This window comes from Candidatus Schekmanbacteria bacterium RIFCSPLOWO2_02_FULL_38_14 (assembly GCA_001790855.1).
Lineage (GTDB): Bacteria > Schekmanbacteria > GWA2-38-11 > GWA2-38-11 > GWA2-38-11 > 2-02-FULL-38-14-A.
Genome location: MGDH01000009.1, coordinates 75773 through 92560 on the forward strand (window position 1 = coordinate 75773; position 16788 = coordinate 92560).

General features: G+C 32.8%; 13 protein-coding genes. 3 read left to right on the top strand and 10 right to left on the bottom strand.

What is annotated here, in order from left to right; translation table 11 throughout:
* Nucleotides 1-215 precede the first annotated feature (215 nt).
* Entirely contained in the window at nt 216-581 is a 366-nt protein-coding gene (locus tag A3H37_08935) for a 50S ribosomal protein L19 (GenBank protein ID OGL51137.1), read from the top strand.
* Nucleotides 574-1203, top strand: a complete 630-nt coding sequence (locus A3H37_08940; protein ID OGL51138.1) for a ribonuclease HII — start codon at nt 574-576, stop codon at nt 1201-1203. The genes A3H37_08935 and A3H37_08940 overlap by 8 nt, the downstream gene beginning before the upstream one ends.
* Here the strand turns inward: A3H37_08940 and A3H37_08945 are convergent.
* The gene (locus A3H37_08945) at nt 1190-2548 is read right to left on the bottom strand and encodes a Fis family transcriptional regulator (GenBank protein ID OGL51139.1); all 1359 of its coding nucleotides are present in this window, start codon (nt 2546-2548) and stop codon (nt 1190-1192) included. The two genes, A3H37_08940 and A3H37_08945, sit on opposite strands and share 14 nt — an antisense overlap.
* Before the next feature lie 26 nt (nt 2549-2574).
* On the bottom strand, nt 2575-3765 hold the full coding sequence (locus A3H37_08950) for a hypothetical protein (protein ID OGL51140.1): 1191 nt from the start codon (nt 3763-3765) through the stop codon (nt 2575-2577).
* A gap of 236 nt (nt 3766-4001) precedes the next feature.
* Between A3H37_08950 and A3H37_08955 the strand changes: the two genes are divergently transcribed.
* Complete coding sequence (locus A3H37_08955) at nt 4002-6800, top strand: hypothetical protein (protein ID OGL51141.1); 2799 nt, start codon at nt 4002-4004, stop codon at nt 6798-6800.
* A 569-nt stretch (nt 6801-7369) separates the two neighbouring features.
* Here the strand turns inward: A3H37_08955 and A3H37_08960 are convergent.
* The 8 genes from A3H37_08960 to A3H37_08995 form a co-directional block, all read right to left on the bottom strand.
* Nucleotides 7370-8737, bottom strand: coding sequence for a PEP-CTERM-box response regulator transcription factor (locus A3H37_08960; GenBank protein OGL51142.1), 1368 nt, complete (start codon nt 8735-8737; stop codon nt 7370-7372).
* Nucleotides 8738-8758: 21 nt separating this feature from the next.
* Entirely contained in the window at nt 8759-10861 is a 2103-nt protein-coding gene (locus A3H37_08965) for a hypothetical protein (protein OGL51143.1), read from the bottom strand.
* Nucleotides 10862-10888: 27 nt separating this feature from the next.
* On the bottom strand, nt 10889-11425 hold the full coding sequence (locus A3H37_08970) for an EpsI family protein (protein OGL51144.1): 537 nt from the start codon (nt 11423-11425) through the stop codon (nt 10889-10891).
* A 98-nt stretch (nt 11426-11523) separates the two neighbouring features.
* Entirely contained in the window at nt 11524-12357 is an 834-nt protein-coding gene (locus A3H37_08975; protein OGL51145.1) for a hypothetical protein, read from the bottom strand.
* A gap of 1 nt (nt 12358) precedes the next feature.
* Nucleotides 12359-12916, bottom strand: a complete 558-nt coding sequence (locus A3H37_08980; protein OGL51146.1) for a hypothetical protein — start codon at nt 12914-12916, stop codon at nt 12359-12361.
* A 72-nt stretch (nt 12917-12988) separates the two neighbouring features.
* The gene (locus A3H37_08985) at nt 12989-13990 is read right to left on the bottom strand and encodes a hypothetical protein (GenBank protein ID OGL51147.1); all 1002 of its coding nucleotides are present in this window, start codon (nt 13988-13990) and stop codon (nt 12989-12991) included.
* Between the two features lie 69 nt (nt 13991-14059).
* Complete coding sequence (locus A3H37_08990) at nt 14060-15193, bottom strand: hypothetical protein (GenBank protein ID OGL51148.1); 1134 nt, start codon at nt 15191-15193, stop codon at nt 14060-14062.
* Between the two features lie 123 nt (nt 15194-15316).
* Entirely contained in the window at nt 15317-16762 is a 1446-nt protein-coding gene (locus A3H37_08995; protein ID OGL51149.1) for a hypothetical protein, read from the bottom strand.
* Nucleotides 16763-16788 lie beyond the last annotated feature (26 nt).

The window sequence follows — 16788 nt, forward strand, 5'->3', positions numbered from 1 at the left end:
GGTCATTATTAAAGACATCTCTTTTAGAATATAGTTTCTGTCTTGTCCGGAATAAATTTTTGTAAAGACTTACAGTAAGTTAGATATAAAATCGCAAAAGAAGGATAACTTAATAGTTGACTTAATATTCTGACTACTTTATATATTTCAGCTTAATAGAAAACAATAGCTAATTGCTAATGACATAAGACTGGAAGTTTAATTTGGAGGTAGAAATGGGTGTATTTCAAGAACTAATGAATGAAGAGATTAAAAATATCAAGTTCCCCGAATTTGGTCCCGGCGATACTGTAAAGGTACATTTTCAGGTTATTGAAGGTGAAAAGGAAAGAACACAGGTATTTGAAGGAACGGTGCTGCAAAGAAAGACTCACGGAATAAACTCAACCTTTACAGTAAGGAAAATTTCCGGTGGTGTTGGCGTTGAAAGGATTTTTCCCCTTTATTCCCCTCTGCTTAAAAAAATAGTGGTTGTCAAAAGAGGAGAAGTAAGAAGGGCAAAAGTCTATTATCTGAGGGGAAAGACCGGGAAAGCAGCAAAGGTAAAGGAAAAAGAATTTAAAAAAGAAAATAGTGTTTGAGTTTGAACAGGAAGTCTATAAAAAAGGTTTCTCCTGCATTGCAGGAGTAGACGAAGCAGGCAGAGGTCCTCTGGCAGGACCTGTAGTTGCTGCTGCTGTTATTCTACCTTCCCATATCCATTCTTCAGAAAAAATTCCTAAAGTTTTTACTGAGGTTGATGATTCAAAAAAACTTTCCGCAGCCAAAAGAAAAAACCTCTATGATAAACTTATTGATTCAGGCATAAAATTCGGGATTGGAATTGTCAGTGAAAAAACTATAGATGAGGTAAACATTTTAAGGGCAACAGTACTTGCAATGGAAAAAGCCATCTCAGAACTAAACCCGAAGCCTGAATATCTTTTAATAGACGGCATAACGCCTCTCAGCCTTTCAATTAAACAGAAACTCATAATAAAAGGAGACAGCAGGAGCTGTTCTATTGCTGCTGCATCAATTTTTGCAAAAGTCACGAGGGACCACATAATGGATGAAATGCATACTTTATATCCACAGTATGGATTCAATAAACACAAAGGATACCCTACAAAAAGCCATTTAAAAAAAATTATTGAGTTGGGACCATGCCCAATACACAGAAGAAGTTTTAAAGGCGTGAAAGATTTTCTTACAACCTCCTGAGATTATATTTTTCCATCCTGTAAATCAATGTTGCTCTTGTTATGCTCAGAAAACTTGCAGTCTTGCTCTGATTCCAGTTGTTCTTCTCAAGGGCTTTTATCAGCAGTTCTTTTTCAATATCCACAAGAGAAATACCCTCTTCAGGAAGTTCACGAATAAAGCTGCCGGTGATTGCAGAACTGAATCTGATTTCTTCAGGCAAATCATCAGGACTTATTACATCACCCTTACGCAATAACAGTGCCCTTTCAATAACATTGCCCAATTCCCTCACATTGCCCTTCCAAATACAATTCTCCATAACTTTTATTGCCTCAGGAGAAAATTTTACATTAGGAGGAGTTTTGAATACCTTAAGAAAATGTTCAATCAGAAGAAAAATGTCATCCCTGCGCTCCCTGAGGGATGGGATTTTCACTGGTATAACGCTCAATCTGTAATACAAATCTTCCCTGAATGCTCCGTCTTCAATCTGTCTTCTCAGGTTCTGATTAGTAGCTGCAATTACTCTGACATCTACCTCAATAGGGTCAACCCCGCCAACCTTATCAATAGTCTTTTCCTGAAGCACCCTTAAAAGCTTTGCCTGAAGCTCCAATTTTAAATCCCCAATCTCATCAAGAAAAATTGTTCCGCCATTAGCGTGTTCAAATTTTCCGGCTTTATCCCCAAGCGCTCCTGTAAATGAGCCTTTTTGATGCCCAAAAAGCTCGCTTTCCATAAGATCCTCTGGTATTGCCGCACAGTTTACTATTACTAAAGGTTTATCATTCCTGCTGCTGTTGCAATGAACCGCCCTTGCAATCAATTCCTTCCCTGTCCCGCTTTCACCAAGGAGCAGGACAGTGGAGTCTGTTTTAGATACTCTCTTTATGAGCTGAAGCACATCAGCCATTTTTGAACTGACACCTATTATATTATCAAACCTGAATTTCTCATTCAGCTCAGATTTAAGCTTCAGGTTTTCTTTTTCGAGACTCTTTATCCGAAGCGCCTTTTCTACTGCAATCTTGAGCTCATCTCTGTTAAACGGTTTTGTAACATAGTCATAAGCACCTGCCTTTAATGCCTCTACAGCCTTTTCAATTGTTCCATAGGCTGTAATCATTATGACCAGTGCATCCTTATTAAGACGTTTCACTTCTCTTAAAACTTCCATTCCATCCAGATCAGACATCTTTAAGTCAGTAACAACTAAATCAAATTCTTCCTTTTTAAATAAATCAATCCCCTCTCTTCCCCCTCTTGCTGAGGCTACTTTGTACCCCTCAGAAGTCAGGTTATGGGATATGACTTTTCTTAAAGATTCATCATCATCAATTAAAAGTATATTATGTTTTTTCATTCTAAAACCTATGGTTTTATTTTGTTCTATTTCCCTTCTGCTCCTTGCGCTCTGTTCATTGGTACCCTGACTCTGAATGAAGCTCCTTTCCCCTCCTCGCTCTCAACAGAAATGTTTCCGCTGTGGTCTTCAATTATTCTTTTAGTAATTGCCAGTCCAAGACCTGTTCCTTCTTCGCGGGTTGTAAAAAAAGGATTAAAAATATGAGTCAGGTTCTCTTTTGGTATTCCGCAGCCTGTATCAGAAATTATTATCTCAACAAGTCTTTGTCTGTCCATATCGCTGCTCTCTGCTTTATCCGTGCCTTTGTCTGAACTATCAGAAGATATAACTTGTGTGCTGATTTTTAAAATTCCTCCATTTTTCATAGACTGAACTGAATTCAAAACAATATTCAATAACGCCTGTTTTAACTGCTCTGCATCTATGAGCATATCCTTTAAATCTTTATCAAGCCCTATCTCAACCCTGATATTCTCTTTCTGCAGACGAAACTCAACCAAATCTTTTACAGAATTCAAAACATCATTAATATTTGAAGGTTTAAATGACGGAACCTTAACTTTAGCAAATGACAAAAAGTTTGAAATTACTTTATTAAGTCTGTTTACTTCCTTAATCATTATTTCAAGAAATTCGTGTTTCTTTTCATTTGGAAGGTAGTCATCCTTTATAATTTCAGCAGCGCCGAGGATTGAACCCAGAGGATTTTTAATCTCATGCGTAAGCCCTGCTGCAAGCTCACCCATTGTGGCAAGCCTGTCAGCCCGTATTAACTGTTGCTCTTTTTCCATGAGTTCAATTGTCTGGTCCTGTAATTTCTTATAAGAAATGCCAAGGTTCTTTGCAGCCTGCTGATACTTAATCCTCTGACTTTTTTCCTTTTCAGCTGCAAATCCTGTCACTATGCCAACTGTCATGAAAATGAGTATTTCCAGATACTGGTCAATTTCATGTGTTGGAAATTCACGCCATTGAAAAAGCACATGAGGTGCAAATAAAAATCCTGCTAAAATAGGTATGGAGATTCCCCCTCTGATTCCAAACCAAAACGAACCCAGGATTATTGGGATGTAATAGAGCCTGCGAAACATATCATGAAACTGTTTGTCTCTGATAGGAGTAAAATAATGCAAGGCAGTAATAACAAAAAGAATGAGAGCAACTGTTAATATTTTTTTCTTATCAAGGTGCTCACTTTTATGTGTATTTTCCATTCCTTCTGGATTTCCCTAATACTTCTTTAATTTAAAGTATATGTAGTTTTCTTAAAAGATTAATTCTTTTGTAATTTATAGTAATTTTGTTTCAATAACTCAACAAATACTCTTATAAATTAATAACCTTGACAATTAAGTATTTAAATTATAATAAAAAAATAATTCAATTAAATAATTCATCATAACAATCATTATCAAATGACCTTAACTCTTTTCAAAAAGGAAATATACATATGAATAATTCAAAAATTTTTCAAAAGCTCGCTCTAATATCAATTCTAATAACACTTATCTTTACTCATTTCAGCTGTTCAAGTCCTGAGAAGAAAAAGAAAAAACACATCGAAAAGGCTTTAATCTTTTTGAAACAAAAAGAGTATAATGCAGCAGTAATTGAATTAAAAAACGCCATCCAGATTGACCCTAAATATGCAAAGGCTTACTATGAGTTGGGCAATGCTTATATGGGAAGAAGAGAATATAAAAAAGCCCTGATTGAATTTCTGAATGCATCCAAGTATGACTCAAGTATAACTGATGCATATCTTCAGAGCGGGCTACTTTACCTGAGTCTGGGAAAAACAGAGGAAGCAATCAAAAGCCTGGAGCAGGTTTTGAAAAAGGATCCCAAGAATAAAAAGACTTTAAATTCCCTGGGGTTAAGTTACGCATCAAAAAATGATTTTGAGAAAGCTGAAGACTTTTTTTTAAAAACCTTGGCAATCGACCCCAATTACGCAAAGACTTACATAAACAGAGGGCATCTGTATCTCAACAGCAAAAAAGTTGATGAGGCAGAAAAATTTTATAAAAAAGCCCGCGAACTGGACCCCAAGGATTTTGAAGGAATTTTAAGCCTTGCAAACTTGTATGTTCAGAAACAGGATTTTAAATCTGCTGAAGAAACCTTTAAACAAGCTATAGTTTTAAATCCTAAACATTATGATACACATTTCCTGTTAGGAATTCTTTATATGGATCAAAAAAGGTTTGATGAAGCAAGAAAAGAAGGAGAGATTCTGAATCAAATCAATTTTAAACTGGCTGGAGGAAACTATCTTAAAGGTACCGCAAGTTTAAGGGTGGGTAACATTGGTGATGCTTTTTTAAACCTGCAGGAAGCCGTGACAAAAGGACCTGGCTTTCCTGAAGCTCATTTTAACTTTGCCTTAGCCCACGCTTCCAAAGGAAATATCCAACAGGCAATAAGCGAATTACAGATGGCTACTAAGCTTAAGCCAAATTATCCGGAAGCCCGTCTTTATCTGGGAATCTTTAATTTTCGCCAGGGCTGGAATGATGATGCAGTAAGAGAATTTGAGAAAATTATAGAACTTGTTCCTGAAAATCCGGTTGCCCATAATACATTAGGGCAGGCTTATATGCTTGTAAAAAGGTATGATGATGCACAGCGTGAATTTGATAAAGCAATAGAGATTGACCCGAATTTTGCATCTTCATATACCAATATGGGAAAATACTACAATGCATTGGGTAAAAGCGCACAGGCTATAGAAGAATATCAAAAAGCTCTTGATAAAAACCCAAAAATAATGGATGCAAGAGTTGGTATTATTGTCAATCACATAACAAACAAGAATTTTGACAAAGCCATAAAAGAATGTAAGAATGGGTTAAAAGTAGAAAAGGACAATCCCTTTTTATTAAACCTGCTCGGTTCTGGATACCTTGCAAAGAATGATGTAAAAAATGCAAAGGCGCAGTTCCAGAGGGCTATAGAAATAAGCCCAAAGTTTGTCTCTCCTTATATCAATCTCGGAACTCTTTATATGAGAGAGAATGATTTTGAAAATGCGAAAAAGAAGTTTAATGAAGCTCTGCAGATTGATCCTAAAAATATAACTGCAATTCAGCGCCTGGCTTCAATATCAATTAAAAGCGGCAAGGTGGATGAAGGTATAGGTATATTAGAAAAGGCTGTAAAAGAAAACCCGAAATCAATCCCATTATTATTAAGCATAGCAGATATATACTTTCTTACAGGGAAGCCTGATGATGCAATGAAATATGCAAAAATGATTAACAATGTTAACCCAAAAGGGGCTTTAGGCCATGATCTCATGGGAAGGGCATATGGGGTAAAATTAAATTTTGATAATGCAATAAAAGAATTTAGCAAAGTAGTAGAAATTCAGCCAAAAAATCCTATAGGCTATTTCCATATAGGAGTTGCTTATGGGGCTAAAGGAAACTTTAAGGAAGCAATCTCTCAGTATGACAAAGCACTGACCCTGCAACCCAATGCCTCTGAAATAATGATTAAAAAGATAGAAACTCTTCTAAGATTAAAAGAAATTGACAATGCCATAACTGAAACAAAAAAACTCATAACCCTGGCTCCATCGTCTCCTTTAGGGTATAATCTTTTGGGAGAGATCTACTTAGGAGGCAAGCAGTCTTACAAAGAAGCTTTAGAAAATTTTAATAAAGCATTAAAAATTGATCCACGTTTTACGCCAGCTGTAATTAATTTGGGAAATATTTATAGAATACAGAAAAATGCTCAGCAGGCTATAGCTCAATTCAAAAAAGCAGCAGAGATAAATCCAAAGAATTTTTCTCCCTATTTCAACTTAGGAATGATATACCAAGCTGAGAAAAAGAATAAATTAGCAATTGAGAATTATGAAAAGGCACTATCAATAATTCCAGAATCAGTTCCTGCACAGAATAATCTTGCCTGGCTCTATGCTGAACAATCAATAAAACTGGATGATGCCTTAAAGCTTGCTCAAAAGGCAAAAACAGCAGTACCTATAAATGGTGGCATTACAGACACGCTTGGATGGGTTTATTACAAAAAAGGACTTTACAAAGAAGCGAGGAATACGCTTGAAGAAGCCATAAAGCTCTCTCCTGATGAACCCACCATTCACCATCATCTCGGATTGACATACTATAAAGAAAAAAGGACAGCTGATGCCAAGAAGGAGTTCCAGAAAGCTCTTTCAATATCCCAGAATTTCCCTGAAGCACAGGAAGCCAAAAAACTTTTGGATGAAATAAAATAACAGACAAAACAACTACACTCTAAGATTTTTAAGGCAGATTTACCCCGGTAGTATTTAATTAAGGGTAAATTTTATTGCCTAAGAAACTCTTTTCTTTATAACAATTCCAGCCAGAATTCCTATTCCCAAAAGAGCAAAGGTTGACGGCTCAGGGACTGGGAGAGTGGAGAAGACAGAATCCTGGTTGTTTGAACACCTATAGTATAACCCCCTTTACCTGTCTCATAATAATTTGGGTCATAGTTGAAAAGCAAAGAATTATTTTCAGGTAAAGAACTTGAAGGAACAAATCCGTTATAAAGGTATTGTGTTCCTCTTATAATTGAATCTGATGGAAGGTCTCCTGCCTTAACACCTATTGTAATTCCATTAAGGTCTTTTGGGTGAACATGCTTTGGATCTTTAATTCCTGAAAGATTCAGGTAGTTAGACTGTATGTTGTTTGTCCATTCATATAATATCAGCTGAAAAGTATTTGAACAAAAATATTAATTTAAATAGTTTTAGATAGTCAATAGAGGAAGGTTTTTTTGATAAGGAAACAATATCTTAATAAGGGAATACAAAAATCAATCTAATTCTATATTATATTTTTTAATAAGGTCATATAGAGTACCTCTGCTTATTCCTAATTCTTTTGCGGCCCTTACAATAAAACCTTTATTTCTTTCAAGGGATCCTTTTAAAAATTTTATTTCCATTTCTTCAATGCTTTGTTTTAAAGATTTAATGTTGGAAGAATTTTCCAAAGAGATCTTTTCTTCCAACTTGAGGTCATCAGGATTTATTAAACTCTTCTGTGACATTATTACGCCTCTTTTAATAACATTTTCAAGCTCTCTTGCATTTCCGGGCCAAGGATAATTTTTAAGTATTATTTCAGCTTCCCTGCTTATAAATTTTTGAGCTAACTTATTCTCTTCACAAAACTTTTTAACAAAATACTTTGCTATTAATATTATGTCTTTCCCTCGCTCTCTCAAAAGGGGAAGAGTAGCAGCAACTACATTTAATCTATAATACAAATCTTCCCTAAAACTCTTTTTTTCAATCTCAGTTTTCAAATCTCTATTTGTTGCAGTAATTATTCTTACATCAAGTTTGATTTTTTTATTTCCGCCTACTCTCTCTATCTCTTTTTCCTGCAAAAACCGCATCAGCTTTACCTGAAGAAGTAAAGGCAACTCTCCAATTTCATCTAGAAATAATGTCCCACCCTCAGCCATTTCAAATTTCCCTTTTTTCTGAGCATAAGCACCGGTAAAAGCACCTTTTTCAAATCCGAATAATTCACTTTCTAGTAGGTTTTCAGGAATCGCGGTACAGTTTATAACAATAAATGGTTTTTCTTTTCTAAGACTGTTATCATGGATAGATTTGGCAACTAATTCCTTACCTGTTCCACTTTCTCCTAAAATCAAGACTGTCGCATCAGTTTTTGAAACATTGTCTATAAATTTAAAGACTTCTATCATCTGTGGACAACATCCAATGATTTCCCCAAATCTGTTTTCTGATAACTCCTTTACTAACTCTTTTATGTTTTTATCCTCCAAATCATAAATATTTAATGCTCTTTTAACAATCAGCTTTAGTTCGCCTATGTTTATTGGCTTTAAATAATAATCGTGCGCACCCATTCTTATGGCTTTAAGAGCATTTTTCTCATCTTCATTTCCAGTAACCACTATAACTTTAGTTTGAGGACTAATAGTTATTATCTCATTAAGAATAGTTAATCCCTCTGTCCCCATCTCATCAAAAGGAGATAATCCTAAATCTAATATGACTATCTGAGGATTCTCATTTTTAAAAATATCAACAGAACTCTCTTTATCTTCTGCCATGAAAACCTTATACTCATCAGAAAAAGCCCATTTTAACTGCTTTTTCGCATTAGAATCATCTTCAACGATTAAAATTTTCTGCTTTTTCATTTTTGAACTATCACCTCTTAATTAAAATGGTAGATTTATGATAAATTTGGTTCCAAATCCCTCAACGCTTTTTACATCCAAACTGCCTTTATGAGCATTGATTATAGTTTTACATTGATAAAGACCTATACCTAACCCATCTTTTTTCGTAGTTTTAAATGGTTTAAAAATATATTTTTCAAGAAAATCTTTAGAAATTCCACATCCATTATCGCTAATTTCAACAGAATATTCTCCCTCTTTTTTTTCAAGAAATACCTTAATTTCACCCTCACCTTTTGGAAAAGATTGTAACGAATTTAAAAAAATATTTAAAAAAACTTTCTTTAGGGCTTTTAAATCACCTTTTATGCTATATTCTTTTTTTTCATCACCATAAATTTTAGTTAACTTTAATTTAGGATTTTTTTCAAGTTTTAATTCTTCAAAAGTCTCTTCAATTATATTCTTAATATTTACATTCTCAAATTTATATTCTAAATCTTTAGGACTTGATGAAAGTTTTATAATAAGATTATTCATTTTCCCAACAGTATCTGAAATTGTCCACAAAACATCTTTTTGAAATTCAGGATTCTCAAAATGAGTTTTTGAATTCTGAACTATTAGAGAAAGAGTTGACACCAAATTCTTCAAATCATGGATAATAAAAGACGATATTTTACTCAGAGATTCCATCTGCTGAGAAGCAATAAGTTTCTCTGACAATTTTGTGTTTAAAATGATACTTGCAGCTTGATTACCAAAAGTCCTTAGCAATTCAAAATCCTCTTCTGTAAAACGCTCTCCGGTTATTTCCTGCCCTAATGTTAAAAATCCAATCAAGGTATTTTTGGCTATTAAAGGAACAATTAGCTTAGCTTTCATTAAATCAAATAGATACTTATTTTCCTCATATATAAATTTTTCCTTTTCCCCAATAGCTGATAAATCCAAAATATCTTCTTTTTCCTTCAGATATCTCAATAGGCTATTCCCTTTATTTATTTCATTGTTTATTTTTTCTGGAAGGTTTAGAGTGCTAACAACGTAAAACTGTTCTCTCTCTTCATCTAATAACCATATTGAAATCCTTAAAACCCACATAGTATTAGATATCACTTCAAGCATTTTAGGCAACATCTCAGATAGATTCAAATCATAGCTTATCTTTTCTGTAAACTCTGTCCATACATAGCGGTAATCATATTTGTTAGCAAAAAAATTCTTGTTTACAAAAATTTGTATTTTCCTTCTGGTTCTTTCAGACAGTACCAAAGCTCCAAAAAATGCCATTGCAATAAAAATTGCAACAGGCCTTAAAAACAGCTTAATATCTTCACCAAAAAATCTTGTAAGCTCAATCACTGTACCGGTAAAAAGGAGGTAAGTCCCTACTGCCAAAATAGATATTGATCTGTATATTATTTGGCGGGAAATAAATACATTTACATCTAAAAGACGATGCCTTATTATAGAAAAAAACAGCACAAGATTAACCATTAAAATTATAAATGATCCTCCTATCATTAACTTCACCCTCATAAATGAATAGAGCAATGTTTCACTAATGCTATAAATAAAAAAGCAAAACCCTATTATTATTCCTACTACAGCATACTTGATTTGCCATTTTTCAATTCCTTTTGATTGGCGGAATGTATTTTCAAAATTCACAATTATTAAAATTATTGAAAGAAGTAGAACTATATTAAAATAATACCCGGCTTTCCCTATAGATATTATTATATCACCCATTCTTATAGAAATACTCTTTACTGCTAAATCAGAAAATAAAACTGAAATGATAAATACCAAACATATAAAAGATATAACGCTTAAATAAGTTCTCCATTTAACAATAAGTTCCAGAGCATCTCTTCTCGCAAAGACTATACTAAAAAAAGTCCAGGTCGGCGGAATTAAGGCAATACCAACCAAAGAAATTTTTATCCAAAAAATTCCTCCTCCTCTATCTAAAGAGTAAAAAAACATAAAATTACCAAATTCAATAATAGCAAAGCTCAGTAGAGCTGCAGCAAAAGAAATATTTTGAATTTTTTTTGGATTTTTTGAGAAAACATAAACTCCTACTAAAATAGAAGATAAAAAACTTAAAGAAGAGGGTAAAATTAAAAGGTTCATAATGACTACATTAAAGGATTTCTAATATTATTTAGGAAGATAGTTTTTTATAAGCTGAGAAACTTCTTTTGCAAAATCTAGAGCCTTCGCTTTGTCTTCTTCATTTTTTCCTACTCTGAGAGGAATTGATACTCTAATAAATCCGCTTTCAACATATCCATGAAATATTCCTGTAAATACCATATTGAGAATTTGGTCAAATCTGCTTGCCATCTGCTTTCTACCTGAACCAAACCACCAATATAGAACCATTTCTTTAACACCTTCTTTTTCAACATAAAAATAATTTATTTTATGCTCTAATCCACTTATCGAAATCTTTCTGGTTTCATATCTTCCACCATAATCATACAAATTCCAACCTTGTGATTTATAGCATACCTGAGGGTCATGGGCTCCCCATCTATCATTCTGATGGTATACAATACAGAGCCATACAGCATCTTTGTTTCCGTTTTCATATTTTCTAAATACCAAAAATGAAGGTTCAAGAGCTGTCTTAGCAGATGAATCTACTTTGATATCTTCTGTAGCAATCCATTCACCTACTTTTCTTGAAAACATTTGTAAAATTTTTACCGTTTCTAAACTACTTTTGGGTTTATAAAGAAATAGTATATAAAAATTAGCAAGTAAAATGAGTACAATAGGAATTATATATTTTATTCTGTCTTTTTGCATTTCAATAAGTGGCGAAACCAAACAAGCCCTAAAAGAGCTACTAAAAAAACTAAAAGCCCTGATAGAGTATGGATAAATCCTTTTGTGACGTTTATTCCATTACTTGTCATTATACCAGTAAATAAAATTCTAACTAAATTACCTAATACTGCTAAGGGAATTGCTGAAATTACCAGAACTATTTTTTTAAAAGCAGAACTCTCAGTAAAATATGCAAAAATTATCCCCAAGGCAAGTAGTGATAAGATAGACCTGATACCACTGCATGGATCTGCAACTTCAATAGATCCAGTTGAAAAATTAAGAATTACTCCTTCTCTGAAAACAGGAATCCCTAATAAATAAATTATGTTAGCTGAAAGATAAGCTGAAAATAATTTTAACATGTTACTAATACGGTTAAGGAAAAAGATTCCTAAAAATGGTACCATGAAAAAAAGATAAGCTATTGGAAACAGTAATTCCTTCGCAATATCTTTGCCATAATATGTTAAAATAATTCCATATATTATTAAAATAAATGAATAGGAAGATGTCAAATTTACTTGAGCTCTGATACTAATAATTTGTATAATTATTGCAATAAAAATAATTGTAATGCCAAGGATAGAGCCATCTCTTCCCTTAATTTTTGATATTGTATCTTTTTTTAACCACCCAATATATATTGATATTAAAGGAATTAAAGGTCCATGGGAATAATTTGGATCATTTAACCATTTTGAACCTAACCAGATAAAATTTTTATAGTATAACAGAATCAATGAAACAATAGTTATAGCTAATAATATTATTTTATTTACATTTTTAGTCATTTTAATTTCTTTTTTTTATGGATTTAGCCGGTATACCTCCTGCTATTGTATAAGGAGGTATATCCTTTGTTACAACTGATCCAGCAGCAATTATAGAACCATCTCCAATGGTCACACCTGCTACGATAATACAATTTGCTCCGAGCCAAACATCATTTCCTATTACTATATCTTTTTCAATAAACGGTTGGGTATTCATAGGCATTCCTAAGTTAGTGCTGTGATTAGAGGAGAAAATTTTAGTCCCGGGACCCATTAATAAATTATCTCCAAGAATTATTTTTGAATTAGAACTTGCCCAGATACAGCAATTATGGTTTATATGAGAATTTTCCCCAAGGTAAATATTCTCACCACATCTAAGAGAAGCTGTTGGATGAATCCTTGGATTTCCCTTTATATGCATCTTTGATAAAGGTGCTACATGGTCATGGACAAAATAAGCCAACCTTGCAAATAATCCTTTAAATAAAGAAGGGGCAAAAAGAAATTTTAGCACTTCCATCACATCTTTAAATTCAGGTTTATTCCTTGGTTTTGTTAAGGATTTTTCACTCATAGTCATATAAGTATAGCTAATTTGCCTTGCTCCTAATATATTATTTAGGTTTCCATAGTTTTGATACATAAATTAATTATCATAACTATTATAACCTTTTTCCCTTTTATTGCTTTTATACCATTGAATCGTGCGAGTTAACCCTTCTTCCGAAGAGTATATCTGTCGGAACCCAGCATTTCTAACTTTATTAGCATTATGTTGTGTTGTCTTATTCATCTTTGAAATAGCTGCAGTTATTGGAAAATCTATTTTTAAAACTTTTAATAAAAATTCAAAAGGTACCATAGCGTTTAAAATAGGATTAACAGGCAGAGAATACTTTGGAACTGGTCTTCCCAATAGCTTATAAATCAGATTAGTAAATTCTTTAAAAGATATACTTGGTTCGTCAGCATAATTATAAATTTCTACTCCATCAAATCCCTTATTAATTAAAAACAATGTAACATCTATCATATTTTCAATATAAGCAGTTGATTTAACATTATCACCCATGCCTATTGGAAAAAACAGATGTCTGGCTATTTGACGGATTAATCTATATACATTTCCTTTATTTTTAGGTCCAAAAACCACCGTTGGCCTTATAATTAGTGCACATCTTCCTGTTTTTTCAGAAACCCATTTTTTTATTAGTTTTTCTGCTTCAAGTTTTGTACTGCCATATATTGTATTGGGTTTTGGTATAGTGTTTTCATCAGTAGGAATATTCTGGTCACCATAGACAGCAACAGAACTGAAAAAAACAATTTTGTTAATGCCGGTTTCACTCATAGCCTTTAAAATATTTTCTGTTCCAACGACATTAACTTGATAGAATTCGTCTTCAGAAATACCAAAAAACCGGTGTTTTGCAGCAAGATGTATGATTAAATCATTTCCTTTTATTGTTTGTAGGACTGTTGAGTAATCAAGAATATTTCCTTGTATGTAGTTAAATGTATCAAATTCTTTACTGAAATTTGTTTTTTCCTTGATATCTAATATTCGCACATTCCAACCATTTTTATATATTTTTTTGCATAAAAAATCTCCTATAAATCCTCCTCCACCTGTGACTAACGTTTTCATTAAAATTCCCATTTTATTAATAATTTTTATAGACTGATTCTATTTTGGTTTTTAAAAAGATAACAATATTTATCTTGTTGTTTCTGCAATTTCCCATACTGAATGGCGTTTACCTCTGAAATAATTTAAAACCCCGATTAAAGCTGCTGTGTTAATTAGACAAAAGTAGAATGGAACAGAAAATAATCTGCCTGATTTATTTCTTAAAAAAAATCCTACTAAACTGATAAAATAGAAAAACAACTGTAAATATAAAGTAATTTTAGAAAATAGTGAATTTAGAAAAAAGTTAGATAATAAAATTACAATTAAAAAGAAAGGTACAAACCATCTAATAAGCTTATGAGAAATAAAACAGAATCCCCACATACCTTTAAGCATGTGATATTTTTTCCAATAACGAAGGAAAGCTGTAAGCCCTCTTGTTACAATTCGAGATCTTCTGTCAAACTCCTCTTTGGGCGATGATGTTGCTTTCTCATAAGCTATTGCTTCAGGTTCAAATACTATTTTATACCCTCTGTCGGCTATTTGAATTGGGTGTGCTAAATCATTTGCAACATCTAAGTCTAGATTAAAAAATAAATTTTTTCTTATTGCATAAATTGAGCCATTTGCAGCCACTATCGAACCATATTTGCTTTCAAGCTTCTTTATCATTGACTCATAACGGAAATACAAGCCTTCACCTTTACCAACTGATGTTTTTTTATCTATATATTTCAAGCTCCCTACCACACAGCCTACTTTTTCGTCAGTAAAATTTCTAACCAACTTTTTAACAGCATCTTCCTTATAAATGCAGTTAGCATCTGTAAAAATTATAATTTTTCCTTCACATCTTGATATAAATTCATTGATTATAGAATTTTTTCCCTTTCTTATTGTAGATTTATAAAAAGCTACTCTCTTATCTGAAAAATCTCTTACTCTTCTTTCTGTTGCATCATCTGAACCATCTGATGCAACAACTATTTTCAATTTTTCTTTTGGGTAGTCTAAAGCAAGGCAATTTTCAATTTTGTTCTTAATCACTTTTTCTTCATTGTAAGCTGGAATAAATAATATTATACTTAAAATAAATTCTTGTTTTGTTAAAGAACTATCTTTTGATGTTAAAACCATAAGAACAAGTGGATATCCAACATATACATAGAATACTAAAAATACTAAAAACCAAAAAATATACTCAAGCACTATCATCTATTTCTTTTTTTAAGTTAGATTATTATATCAGAAAAATTTGGCAAATAACTCTGTATCCCAAGATTCAATGAAAAAAATATTTGATGTAAAAAGTAGAAATAACTTCACAGTTTATTGTTTTTAGTTTAATCCAATTACAGATTTAATTATTAGTTTTATCTTTCTTAAAACATTTTTAAAAGAACGTATTCCAAAGTGTCCGTGCGCTGCACTCATTCTTGCTTGTAGTACCATCCCTTTCAGCCTTTTTCTTAAAATTTCTTTTTTGTCAACACCTGGAATTTCCATCTGGACCGTCCATGGATTTTTGACTTGAAGCTCACTTCTGAAAATTTTGTGTTTAATTGCAATATCATATAGCTTTGAGCCAGGATAAGGGGATGCAATCTGCCATGATATATAATCAAGAAGTCCTTCTTTATACCAAATTTTGGCAGTTCTTAGTGTATTTTCTACTTCTTCGCTCGTTTCAATCCGTAAGAGACCATCTTCTTCCCACAACTGGTACATCATGAAGAATCCATATATCTTGATACTATATTTTTTAAGAGCTTTAAGTATATCATACATCTTTGGAACAGTTGTATATTTCCCTATACCATCAAGGACTCTTTGGTTAATGCTTTCAATACCTAAATGAACAAGCCAGAAATTTGCTAAAGATATTGCTTTTGCAAGATTGTCATCAATGTTGTGAAGAAAAAGATTGCACTGGAAAAAAAGATCATTGCGTTTAATTTTTTCTAATTCATTCATTAAACTTAAACACCACTTATAATCTGCATTCAATTCATCAGATCTGATATAAATTTCCCTTATCCCTCTGTTATAAAGCATTTCTATTTCTTCAACTATTTTTTGGGGTGACCTGAGTCTTACCCTTGGATAACCTGACCTCCAAACAGGGTTTGAACAGAATACGCAATTCCATGGGCAACCCCTTGAAGCAAGTATTGCTGTACTTGGAGATTTTTTTCTGTAAAGGTTACCTCTATATTTTGAAAAATCAACAAGCCCCCAATCAGGGAAAGAAATATCATCAAGGTTTTTAACGAAATCTCTCTTCTCTGAAAAAACAATTTCTCCATTATTTTTAAATGCTATGCCTGGAATAGAGAACCTATCTTCTTTCCTTTTTGCAAATGCTTCAAGGAACGAAGTGAATGTTATTTCTCCTTCTCCAACAGCACAGAAATCTGCAGGAGAATCCCTTAAGACTTCTTCATAATTCAAAGTAGGATGTACTCCGCCACATAAAATTGGCAGATTAGGCATTTCTCTTTTTAGGGCTCTTATAGTTTTAAATGCTCCTTCTCGTAGAAGCGAGACAAATGATAAACCATAAAGATCAGGATTTATTTCTTTTATTCTTTTTATGTGGCCTTCCAAATCGCAAAATCCTTCCAAATAGTAAAACTCAAAAATGTCAGGAAGAATTCCTTTTGAGATAAGTTTTTTTGCATAACCAACGAGATATAAAATCCCCAAATTAGGGTATGCTAAATCATATCCACCTGCTATCTGTGGTGGATCTGCAAGTAAGATCTTGAATTTAGAAGCTCCCATAGATTCACCTCTTTTTATTTCTTTAC